At 35.7% G+C, this 12,806-nt stretch carries 8 protein-coding genes; 5 read left to right on the top strand and 3 right to left on the bottom strand.

The window, feature by feature from the left end; genetic code table 11:
• Positions 1 to 31 precede the first annotated feature (31 nt).
• The gene (locus tag AW729_RS02825) at positions 32 to 1,723 is read right to left on the bottom strand and encodes a glutamate--tRNA ligase (RefSeq protein ID WP_112123670.1); all 1,692 of its coding nucleotides are present in this window, start codon (positions 1,721 to 1,723) and stop codon (positions 32 to 34) included.
• Positions 1,724 to 1,962: 239 nt separating this feature from the next.
• Between AW729_RS02825 and AW729_RS02820 the strand changes: the two genes are divergently transcribed.
• The 3 genes from AW729_RS02820 (at position 1,963) to acs (ending at position 7,818) form a co-directional block, all read left to right on the top strand.
• Positions 1,963 to 3,108, top strand: a complete 1,146-nt coding sequence (locus AW729_RS02820) for a CapA family protein (protein ID WP_112123669.1) — start codon at positions 1,963 to 1,965, stop codon at positions 3,106 to 3,108.
• A gap of 223 nt (positions 3,109 to 3,331) precedes the next feature.
• Complete coding sequence (locus AW729_RS02815) at positions 3,332 to 5,485, top strand: Tex family protein (RefSeq protein WP_112123668.1); 2,154 nt, start codon at positions 3,332 to 3,334, stop codon at positions 5,483 to 5,485.
• A gap of 233 nt (positions 5,486 to 5,718) precedes the next feature.
• Complete coding sequence (gene acs, locus AW729_RS02810) at positions 5,719 to 7,818, top strand: acetate--CoA ligase alpha subunit (protein WP_112123667.1); 2,100 nt, start codon at positions 5,719 to 5,721, stop codon at positions 7,816 to 7,818.
• Positions 7,819 to 7,978: 160 nt separating this feature from the next.
• Here acs and AW729_RS02805 read toward each other — a convergent pair whose 3' ends face one another.
• Positions 7,979 to 9,532, bottom strand: a complete 1,554-nt coding sequence (locus tag AW729_RS02805; protein ID WP_112123666.1) for a flippase — start codon at positions 9,530 to 9,532, stop codon at positions 7,979 to 7,981.
• A gap of 616 nt (positions 9,533 to 10,148) precedes the next feature.
• Between AW729_RS02805 and AW729_RS02800 the strand changes: the two genes are divergently transcribed.
• Positions 10,149 to 10,469: a hypothetical protein gene (locus tag AW729_RS02800; protein ID WP_112123665.1), complete on the top strand. Its 321-nt coding sequence runs from the start codon at positions 10,149 to 10,151 to the stop codon at positions 10,467 to 10,469.
• A gap of 93 nt (positions 10,470 to 10,562) precedes the next feature.
• Positions 10,563 to 11,714 carry a TIGR03576 family pyridoxal phosphate-dependent enzyme gene (locus AW729_RS02795; protein WP_112123664.1) on the top strand — a complete coding sequence of 384 codons (1,152 nt, stop codon included), beginning with the start codon at positions 10,563 to 10,565 and terminating at the stop codon, positions 11,712 to 11,714.
• Between the two features lie 109 nt (positions 11,715 to 11,823).
• Here the strand turns inward: AW729_RS02795 and AW729_RS02790 are convergent, their stop codons facing one another.
• Entirely contained in the window at positions 11,824 to 12,789 is a 966-nt protein-coding gene (locus AW729_RS02790; RefSeq protein ID WP_236951252.1) for a biotin--[acetyl-CoA-carboxylase] ligase, read from the bottom strand.
• Between the last annotated feature and the right edge of the window lie 17 nt (positions 12,790 to 12,806).

The following is a 12,806-nucleotide window of genomic DNA, read 5'->3' as shown; positions in this document are numbered from 1 at the left end:
TTAAGTATCCTTATTACAAACATCATTTTTTTTAGTTATGTGTGTAATAGAATGTTATTTCATCATCGGATACGCTATCTACTCTTGCAAATCCGAATCTTTCAAGCTGTACCCTATCATCCACTTTTAATTCTTTGGCGTCTGACTCGATGTATCCGTTTACTTTTGTATTGTCCTGCATTACTACACATGCCTTGATGCTGTCTTGTGTTGGTGTCCATTGGATTATCCTTGCATGTTTTTCCTGTGCATCTTCCAGTGAAGCACTTTCATATCTGCAGGTGTTCTCATCTATTTTGATGTTGACCAGATCCATCAGTCTTAGTGGCTTGTTCTTATTGACTGCTATGTCATAGTCATCCTTTGGTATGTATGCTGTGCCCTTGAAGTTTAATGTTCTGAATCCTTTTTCCGGTTGGTTGTAGTGCAGTTCACGTTTGACTGATAGCTGCTTCATGTCATCAGGAAGGTCTTCTATGTCCACTTTGACTGCTTCCGGGATGAAGAAGTATCTGTTGGTTTCTTCCTCTATGATGTTACGGTTTAATCCATAGATTTTTTTCCAGCTTATTGTAGCGTCTGCCTGTTTTGGACCAATCTCTTCAATCAATTCATACAGTACTTCCTTTTTGATTCCACGTCTTGCTATGGCCCTTATGGTTCCCAGTCTAGGGTCATCCCATCCGCTATAGGTGCCGTCAGCTATACCTTCTCTTGCCTTTGAGGTACTCAAGAGAACATCATCCATTTTAAGACGGCCGTAGTGGATGAATTCAGGTACTTCCCATCCGAAGTGTTCATATAAGTAGCGTTGCTTTTCACTATTTGCAAGATGGTCTTTTCCCCTTAAAACGTGTGTCATTCCCATGAGATGATCATCAACGGTTACGGAGAAGTTCATCATAGGATAAATTCTGTATTTATTTCCCAGTCTAGGATGTTCATAGTCAACAATTCTCATTGCAACCCAGTCACGAATTGCCGGATTCTTATGATTTATGTCGGTCTTGACACGTAGAACGGCTTCACCTTCCTTCATGGAATCAAAGTTGTCCCATAATTCAAGATTCTCTTCAACGCTATGACTTCTGCACGGACATGCTTCACAGTTATCCTTGAGCTTTTTAAAGTCTCCACCGTCACATGTACACATATAAGCCGCACCTATCTCGATGGCCTTTCTTGCATATTCGTAGTAGATGTCCAGCCTGTCACTTTGTGTGTATATTTCATCGGCCTCGATACCCAGCCACTTGATGTCTTCAGGTATGAAATCATATGCATCAACTTCAACACGTTTTGGATCGGTATCCTCAATTCTTAGAATAAGCTTAGCGTCATACTTCTGTTTGTATAGCATGTTTAATATTGCTGCTCTTGCATGACCGATATGCAGTGGACCTGACGGATTTGGTGCAAATCTGAGGGTTATATTTTTACCTTCAGCGTTTTCAAGTTCAGGCAGTCCCTTAGGCTTTTCTTCCTGTTTCTTACGTTCTTCCAATCCACCCAACTTGTCAAGTTCCTCTTGCTGATTTTCGGGACTCATTGCATTAACCTTTGCAACCAGTTTTCCTGCCAGTTGACTTACAGTTTTAGGATCTTTTCTCATATCCGGATGTCTGCTCATGACCATTCCAATAACGGAACCCGTTTGACAACTGTTTCCATGTTCAACTGCATTGGTTAAAGCATATTTATAAATAGTTTCTTCAATATCCATTGATAGCCTCCTGTTAATATGTAATTTAAGATAATAATGTAAAAATAAATTTTATAATTAAAATATTTTTTTATTATAATATAATATATGTTTTAAAAGCTATAAAAAAATTTAGATATGATATTGGAATAAACTACCTAAGAGAAAAATATTTTGTTAAAATTAATAATTAATAGAGAAAGTATTTTTATCTAAATAATCATAGATATATTTATAGTATTTAAATATGTCGTGATAATTTGAAATTTAAAAATAAGTTAATATTATTGATTCTATTGATCATATTACTGGGAATACTGCTTGTAGCCCTGGATAGTCCATATTTGCATGCATTGATGGGTGATACGAGTGACTTGGAATCCATGACAATAGTTAATGATAACAGAAGTAATCTGTCAATAGTTGTAACGGGAGATTTAATGTTCGGTAGAAATACGCCCGCCGTATTATCACTTGATGAAAGCCCATTTAGATATATATCCAATGTAACATCGGGTAGTGATATTCTGCTTGTAAATACTGAAAATCCATTTACCACATCCTCAAATGCCGTTAAGGGTGATGTTCCATTGAAGGCAAGTCCTGAATATATACCTTTGATTAACGGTACAAATGGTACGGTTATATCCGCTAATGCTAACAATCACCTGTTTGACTATGGTGTTGAGGGTATGAGGGATTCCATGAAAAACTTGGACGCAAATGGAATCACCCATATCGGTGTTGGTGAAAACAAACAGGAAGCATCAAAACCTGCAGTAATTGAAAAAAATGGGTATAAAATTACAATATTCAACTATATGGATAGCGATAACTTCCAGGAATATTCGCAGGAAGTAATGCCTATAGCCAAGGATGATAGTCCCGGCTACTCCGCATGGGATGATGAAACTTCACCTCAACAAATAAAAGAGGCCAAGGAGAATGGCTCTGACTTTGTATTGGTATATATGCATTATGGTAATGAATACTCCAGAAGTCCAAATGATATGCAGATAAACATATCCCATAAGGCGATTGATGCCGGAGCTGATGCGGTTGTAGGTGCACATGCACACGTAACCCAGGGTGTCGAGTTATACAAGAACAAGCCAATCTATTATAACTTGGGTAATACCATATTCGATCAAAGCAGGTCGGATACACATGTAGGATATATTGTAGGATTTGACCTTGACAAGACAAATGTAACCGCTACATTATACCCGATTTATGTCAGCGGATTTTTACCTCAGTTTATGGATTCATCCGGTGCCAATGCTTTACTTGATGAATTGAATCCTCAATGTGATAGTATGGAAAGAACTGATGACGGACGGGGTGTAATACATTACAGCCTGGATAATGAAACCACTTCAAAGTTCTCATTATTTAATTCTAAATAAATCATTAATCTAGTTTATCTAGATTAATTAACTCCTATCCTCCCCTTTTTAACTAACTTATATTTAAATATTTTTTTTGTATAATGGTAATTAACCCATTTTTCTCCACATCCAAATAATTTTTAAAATAGTAACTATATAACATAATAATGATAGACAATAATTTTATGATAAATATAACTATAATTATTATTAAATAATATTTACACTAAAAGTGATATGAATGTTAAGCATAGAACGAACAATAGCCAATGAACTGGATATCAAGTCATGGCAAGCCCAAGCGGCAATTACATTAATAAATGAAGACAACACAATTCCCTTCATTGCCAGATACAGAAAAGAGGCAACCGGCGGTTTGGATGATGATACATTAAGACAATTATCCGAACGTTTAAATTACCTGGTTAAACTGGAAGAAAGAAAACGTCAAATACTAAACAACATTGAAAAACAGGGAAAACTCACGGCTCAACTGGAAAAAGAGATAAATGATGCCTTAACCCTGGTGGAATTGGAGGATTTATACAGGCCATATAAACAGAAAAAACAGACAAGAGCAACAAAGGCCAGGGATAAGGGCCTGGAGCCATTGGCATTAACCATATATGACCAGCAGTTAACCCATTCAATTGACGAGGAAGCACGTCAATACCTCAACGATGAGGTGACAACGATAGAAGAGGCAAAACAGGGAGCCAATGACATCATCGCAGATATGATATCCGACAAGGCATACTTCAGACGATTCATAAGGGACATTACCATAAAGCGTGGTATGTTTTCAGTTGAAGCAAAGGATAAGGAGTCATCATCAGTATATGACATGTACTATAACTACAATGAAAACATATCAGACATAGTTCAGCATAGAATTCTGGCAATAAATCGTGGCGAAAAGGAAGGAATACTCAAGGTAAAAATCGAGGCACCGCTAAAGAATATTCAGTTTTTCCTTGAGGATGAGGTATTAATCAACTACTCTGATAATCCTAATAAACTGGAGACAAATAAGTACACCACTGAATTTATAAGGGAAGCCATAAAGGATTCATATAAACGATTGATAGCACCTGCAATTGAACGTGAAATAAGAAATATTCTTACCAACGTTGCAGAGGACAAGTCAATAAAGGTATTTAAAAAGAACCTGGAACAGTTGCTTATGCAGGCACCAATCGTAAACAAAAGAGTACTTGGATGGGATCCCGCCTTCAGGACAGGATGTAAATTGGCAGTAATCGACGAGTACGGTAAGGTATTGGATACTGCTGTTGTATATCCGACTGAGCCACAGAAAAAGGTACATGAAACGATTGAAATAGTACGGGATTTGATTGACAAATATGATATAGACCTGATAGCACTTGGTAATGGTACCGCTTCACGTGAATCCGAAGAGGTCATATCAAAAATAATTAAGGGAACCGGTGTTGAATATGCAATAGTAAATGAAGCAGGTGCATCCGTTTATTCGGCCAGTGATTATGCTAGTCAGGAGTTTCCGGAGTATGACGTAACGCAGCGTGGGGCAATATCCATTGCCAGAAGACTTCAGGATCCATTGGCTGAACTTGTAAAAATCGATCCAAAATCAATAGGTGTGGGACAGTATCAGCATGACATGAATCCCAAGAAGCTTTCCGAATCCTTGGATGGTGTTGTTGAAAGAAGCGTAAATAGTGTTGGAATAGATTTAAATACAGCCAGCAGTGCATTGATGGAACATATCGCCGGTATATCACCTAGAATAGCAAAGAACATAGTTAAATACAGGGAGGAAAACGGTTCATTTGTCGATAGAAATCAGCTTTTGAAGGTTCCGGGTCTGGGAGCAAAAACATTCGAGCAGTGTGCCGGATTCATGAGAATATACACTCCAAAGAATATACTCGACAGTACATGTGTACATCCGGAGTCATATGATATAGCATTGGCACTGCTGACAATATACGGATATGACCTCAGGGATGTTAAAAATGGTGGAGTTGACATTAAGGTTGACGATATCGAAGCACTTGCAAACGAGTTGGATGTTGGAGAGTGGACGTTAAGGGACATTCTTGACGAACTTAAAAAGCCGGGACGTGATCCTAGACAGGAGCTCAATACTCCACAGTTGAAGTCTGATATTCTGGACATTGAAGATGTCAAGGAGGACATGATACTTGAGGGTGTTGTACGTAACGTGGTTGACTTTGGTGCATTTGTGGATATAGGAGTACATCAGGATGCATTAATACACATCTCGGAGTTGTCCAGTACTCGCTTTATAAAACATCCGCTGGATGTTGTCAGCGTTGGAGACATAGTAACTGTAAAGGTTTTATCAGTGGATTATGAAAAAAATAGGATTAGCCTGACTATGAAGTTTTAAATTTTATATTTTTCAATTCTTTTTTTAAACTTTTTTTAACATAGCAATTATCATAGGTATAATATTTGAAATAAGTATATATATCTATAGTGATAAAAATATAACCATCTAATACATGATAATCATATTATAATGATTAATCATGGAACTTTCATACATAAAGAAAAAACAAAATACTTTTTGAGTTTGTTTTATGTTATATGAAAGAAAATAATTAATTTGGAGAAATGTTTATGAAAGATCTCACAGGATTATTCAATCCAAGAGGTGTAGCTGTAATAGGCGCATCAAGTCAAAAAGGAAAACTAGGTTACATAGTTACAGATAATTTAAAAACCTGTGGTTATCAGGGAGAAATATATCCTATAAACATCAAAGCAGATGGTGAAATATTAGGATTAAAAGCATATAAATCAGTTTTAGATATAGAAGGAGAATGTGATTTAGCAGTTGTAGCAATACCTTCAAAGTTTACTAACGCTTCCTTAGAAGAATGTGAACAAAGAGGAATTAAAAATGTCATAGTTCTAACTGCAGGATTCAAAGAAGTAGGTGGAGACGGTGTAAAACTCGAAGAGGAATTATCCGCAATAGCTAAAAAATATGACATGAACATCCAGGGACCTAACTGTCTTGGAAGTTTAGATATACACACACCACTAAACGCATCATTTGCACAGATAATGCCAGAACCTGGAAACATTGCATTCGTATCACAAAGTGGAGCAATGACTGTTGCAATTATAGATTGGAGTGTATCTGAAGGAATAGGATTCAGTAAGGTAGTAAGTCTGGGAAACAAGGCAGACGTATCAGAAATAGATGTAATAGAACAACTGGCAGATGATGATAAAACAGATGTTATCCTAGGATATCTCGAAGGAATCAGTGAAGGAGAAAGATTCATAGAAGTAATGAAAAAGGTCACACAGAAAAAACCTGTAATACTCATTAAATCAGGTTCTTCACAGGCAGGAGCAAAAGCGGTATCATCACACACAGGTGCATTGGCAGGTAATGACTTTGCATTCGATGCAGCATTTGAAAACTGTGGTGTAATGAGAGCAAGATCAATGCAGGAACTATTTGACCTTGGAACAGCATTTTCAAAAACTGATTTACCAAAAGGTAAAAACATTGCAGTAATAACAAACGCCGGTGGTGGAGGAGTACTGACCGCCGATAAAATAGAAGAGGAAGGACTTCAATTAGCAGAACTAACAGACGAAACCATGGCAAAACTAAGGGAAGTTATTCCGGAAGAGGGTAGTGTTCACAATCCTATAGATGTACTGGGAGATGCATCACCAGAAGCATATGAAAAAACACTTGAAATCGTACTTGCAGAAGACTACATTGACAGTGCCATTATCATGGCATGTCCAACAGCATCCTACAAACCTAAGGAAGTGGGAGAAGCAATAGTTGACGCTAAAAACAGATTCGACAAACCAATCATGGTAGTAAACATGGGTGGACCTACATTCGTAGAGGAAAACCTTGTATTACGTGAACATAACATTCCAACATTCGTATTCCCGGAAACAGCAGTAACCGCTCTTAAAGGAATGGCAGCATTCACTGAAATAAAACAAAAATCACATGAATCAGCATTGGATGGTCTATCAGATATCAACAAGGATGAAGCAGCAAAAATTATTGAATCCGTAAAAGCCAGTGGAAAAGATGCATTAATCGGTTCCGAAGCATATCAAGTAGCAAAAGCATACGGTATCTCAGCAGCTCCTATAGTACTTGCAACTACCAAAGAGGAAGCAGGTCAGGCAGCTGAAGAAATGCAATATCCTGTAGTACTGAAAATCGCATCCGATAAGATATTACACAAAACAGATATTGGTGGAGTACAAGTAAACATCAACTCCAAAGAGGAAGTTGAACAAACCTTTGAAGAAATCATCCAAAGAGCAAAAGAAGCACATCCAGATGTCGTACCTGACGGTGTGGAAGTTCAAAAAATGATGCCTAAAGGACAGGAAGTTCTAATAGGTATGCTTCGTGATGCACAGTTTGGTCCAATCATAGGATTTGGTATGGGTGGAATCTATGTAAACCTCATTAATGATGTAAACTTCAAATTAGGTTATGGAATTACTGAAGATGCTATTGATGAACAAATCAACAGTACAAAAGTAAGTAAACTCTTAGAAGGTTACCGTGGAGATGCTCCATGTGATATTGAAGCAGTTAAAGATACATTAAAACGTGTAACCAGATTAACATTAGACTTCCCTGAAATCAAAGAATTGGATATCAATCCAGTATTCTGTTATGAAGAAGGATCCAGTGCACTGGATATAAAAATCAAATTATAACCTTCCTTCATCTTTCTTTTTAAAAGCTATTTTTTACCATTTAACTTATAATTGATTATTCATTTAAAAATATTTTAAATGTAATCCTATTGACTATTAATCAAATAAGATTTTCAAAAAGATTTAATAAAAAAAGAGTAATATATTAAAAGTATTATTTTTAACTTTCAATATAATTATTTATTTTAACAACTATTTTGTTCAAGTATTTTTTGAGCGGCCCGGTTTTATTAACGATATGTTCTATAAATACCATATCCTCACTTTTAATAGCCCTAAGATATACGATTAGGACAACATAGATAACACTGGCAATCGCTCCACCAACAATCATCCCAATTAATGTTTGAGGTGCAAAATCCATTATTGTCATCATGATAAACGTGACAACAAGAATCTTAGCCAAATCCTTGTATGGTGGATGTATCTTCGTTAACCTAGTGACTTCATAAATCGTCATGACCATCAATATAAATGTTGCAAATGCAGTGGATACGGATGCTCCTCTAATATCATAAAGCGGTATTAGAACTACACAACTAACCACACTGATTATAGCTCCGACAATCAGTGAATACATTGGAAATGAAGGTTTGCCCAATCCTTGACACATACTGCTGGCTATCAGGTACATTGAGAAGAAAAACATCCCACTGGCTGAGATACTTAATGCTCCAGCACCAGCTGCAAAGTTATCACCGAATAATAAACACAGAAGTGGCATTGAATATGATATTATAAATGCAGTAACAGGTAGTGATGTTAATGACGTATATCTGTATGCCTGGTGTATATACATCTTAAGCAACTTACTATCGGATAAGCTGTCTGCTTCACTTGTAGCAGGCAATACTGATACCGAGATGGAATTGGCTATTATCAATGGTATACGGCTGATGGCCGTTGCATTGGTATACAGACCTGCAAAGAGTGCCGGTAAGAACATGCCTATAAAGAATGTTCCTGAGTCATAAAGTATAATCTCCGCTATACCGGATATTACCACCGGAATTGAAAACTTAAAAATTTGAATCATTATCTTTGTTTCTTCCTTAAATGAAATCTTTTCATATTCATCATTCAAGTAGACATCCTTGATGTCCCTTTTATAAAGATAATATGATCCGAACAATGATACCATAAACCCTAATGCCGTACCTAAAACTGCTCCCGCAGCATACCAACCGATGAATACCAGACTTGATGCAAGAATCAAAGTAGCTATCTGTTCAATAAACTTACTGTAAAACAAATCTTGCATATTATAGAAACCCTGGAATATACCCCTCAGGGCTCCGACAATTACACTAAACGGTATAATCAATGATACCAGTCTCAAAGGCAATATTGCCTCCGGCTTGTGCCACATATTTATGGCTACAGGCTCTGATATAATCAGCATTATCACTGCCGCTATTATGGCTAAAAATACCATCAGCTTCATACCTGTAACGGATATCTGATGTACCATTTCCTTATCGTCAACGGCCTTGTACTGAGATACGTATTTTGCTATTGCCGGTGGTATACCACCTGAAGCCGCTATGATAAAGGTATTCTGGAAAGGTAATGTTAATCCTACAATTCCATATTCTGCAGTTGTAAGTAATCTACTCAATATAAAACGATAAATAAATCCGCCTAATCTAAGAATAACCGAACCAAGCATTGTTATTATACTTCCGGCTGCTAGTTTAGATTTTTTATCAGACAAATACCTACCTCCTATCTGCTTAAAATATTAATATTAAATAATCAAAATTTAACATTAAAGCAAGTTATGTATATTTCTTTATAATTTATTTTATAAGTCTTTTGTCTTTTTATTAACTACTGATTTGATGTATCATTATTTAGAATTGATTATTTGTATTTCACATAATCCAAATCATTATCCATACCCGATTGTCAAATGATTTTTTGTAATTGATGCTGCAGATTGTATGGAAAAACTTTATTTGGCCATCATCTTATTAAGAAAGACGTTTTTAATAAATAAGACATAGTATCTTTTAAGCAATAATCTGATAATTTAAAAAAAAATCCCCTTTTAATTAAAAAAGCACATGATGAAAAAAAGCCATCAAATAAATGAAACGATTCAACTTTGAAAAAAAATAATTTGCACTAATATAAAAATAGATTATGAAAATGAATGTCCATACTTATTTTTTTTGGTTGATTAGATAGCAGTGATTACTATTATCTGCCCATTTTTCAAATAGCTATTTTGATAAGTAATCTTCATAAATAATAAATATCTTAAGATACAATATATTATTATATTTAACTAAAAAAAAATTTGTAATTTATATAAGGGGAAAATAGCAATGAGTGAATATGTAGATAAATTAGATGAAAGAGTAAGTATATTAAAAGAAGCATTAGAAAAAAAGAATGATAATCCTGACTATGATTTTGATGAAGTTAAAGCCGTTGACATGTTAATCAAATTCATAATCTACTTCCATGAAGACAAAGAAAACGAAGCCGATGGATTATATATTTACAGTGATGATAAAGGTGCAATAGTCAATGCAGAATACTTCATCAAAGAAAATGATGATATAACAATCATCAGCCTTAACGATGAACAATTGGAGTTAATCGTAGAATTATTCGCTGATGTATTTACGGTTAATGTAGAATAATACATTATATCAACCAATTTATCTACTATTTTTTTCACTATATTTATTTTATAATTCTTTTTATTAACAATAACTTATTTTACAGGTGTTTAAATGACAGTTACTTTAGATGAAATTAAAAAAAGAGAAAAAGGTTTATCCATAATCAATAAAAAAATACAGTCAACAGGTATTGACTCCCTAATTGATTTAACAGGTCTTGCAGGTGGATTTGATGTAACCCCTGGGGACATATCACTGCTTGAAACATATGCCGGACCGGCCGTTTTTGATGAAAGGATTCAGAAATTAGGAATCGAACATCTTGGCGGATCTAAGGTTTTACCATTAAATCGTACCACCAGTGGTATAGCAGCAACAATCATAACCTTGGTTAAGCCGCACACCACAATAGTTCATTACCTTCCAAAAAAACCGGGTCATCCATCAATACCCCGTACTGCCAAACTGGTAAATGCCAATTATGTGGAATACTCCTCACTTGATGAGTTCATGGTTGACGATAACACTTCACTGGTATTTATTACCGGTACGACAATGGATCATGAAGTAATTGATGTCGATGAATTTAAAAAGGTCATTCAGATAGCAAAGGATAATGACTTGCTTGTATTCGTTGATGATGCTTCAGGTGCAAGGGTAAGAAGGGCAGTGTATAATCAGCCTACGGCAATTGATCTGGGTGCCGATTTAAGTGTAACAAGTACTGATAAAATGATGGAAGGGCCTCGTGGAGGATTAATGGCCGGAAGTGCCGAACTTATAAACAGGATAAAGTTAACAGTTAATGAGTATGGATGGGAGGCTCAGGCACCGCTTGTAGCTGCTATGGTTAAGGCTCTCGAGAAATATTCACCCGATGATATCAGGGATGCGTTCATTCAGAAGGATGAATTGTATGATAAGCTTGTTGCTAAGAATTTGAATCCGCTTAAGACCCCGACCGGATTCATGTTTAAGGAGGATGAGATTAAGCTTCAGCTTGAAAAGATGGGTTTGGTTTGTGACGTCCCTAGTGATATTATAGCTACGGTCTATTCTATGATACTCCTTGAAAACTATAACGTTATAACCATTCCGGCTGTAGGTATGCCTGGTGCATCCAAGACCATCAGGTTGGACTGGTCTGCCAAGGATTCATCCAAATTATCCATGGATGAACTGGTTGATGCTATTTATAATACATTTGCCGAATGTAAGGATGTCATTGAAAATAATCAAATAGATGATGTGTTATATGGATAGTGATCTGTTTTAAATGGATAAATATCTTGTTTAAAATGAGTTATTTTTTTTTTTAAATTTTTATGGGGATTATTCAATTGAAAAAAAGGGTGATTTTGTAGATGAATGTCTATTCATCTATTATTATACATTCACCTGAAATTATTTTTTCCAGTGAGCCGTCATCTAATTCTACAATTAATGCCCCTTGATTGTCAATGCCTACGGCATCTGCAAGCATTGCTTTGCCGTCTTTATATACTTTTACACGATTACCTGTAGTGCTTGATAGTCTTCTCCATTCACCAATGATGTGCTTGAATTGACCATTCTTAAACTCTTCATATAATTCTTCAAATATACTGAAAAATACCTTCATTATTTCGGCACGTTTAATCTCTTCACTAGTTTCTTCACTAATGGTTGTTGTAATATCTTGAAGGTTATCAGGTAAATCGCTCTGATTGATGTTGACATCTATACCAACTCCTATGAGAACTGCCTTCAAGTCATCATAGTCGGTTACCGCTTCGGTCAGTATACCACATATCTTTTTGTTTCCAATCATGATGTCATTTGGCCATTTGATTCCCGCATCCAAATTGAATTTGTCATGCAATGTTTTGGCAATTGCAACACCGGTAACAATAGTTAACTTTGATGCCTCAAGAAGAGTCACTTCCGGTTTAAGTATTAATGTCATCCATATTCCACCTTCAGGTGAAGCCCAATCATTCTTGGATCTGCTTCTACCGGCTGTCTGTTGTTCTGCTATAATAACAGTACCTTCTGGTGCATCATTATCCACAAATTTCTTGGCAATATCATTGGTGGATGTTACCTCCTGATAGAAATGGATGTTATGTGCAATATACTTTGTTGATAAGTTTCTTTCAATTTCAAACGGTTCAATTATATCAGGTGTATTGATTAATTTGTAACCTTTTTCATTTTCATGTATAATATCATAGCCCGCATCTTTCAATTTCATCAAATTATCCTTAAGATGTTCATGGGTAATATTTAATTTTTCTATTAATTCACTTTCTGTTACATATTCTTCTTCTATACTTTTTAAAATATGTTTTCTAATCATTTTAAACCCTATAAAAT

Source organism: Methanosphaera sp. BMS (assembly GCF_003268005.1).
GTDB lineage: Archaea > Methanobacteriota > Methanobacteria > Methanobacteriales > Methanobacteriaceae > Methanosphaera.
This window is presented reverse-complemented; position numbering and strand designations above follow the sequence as displayed.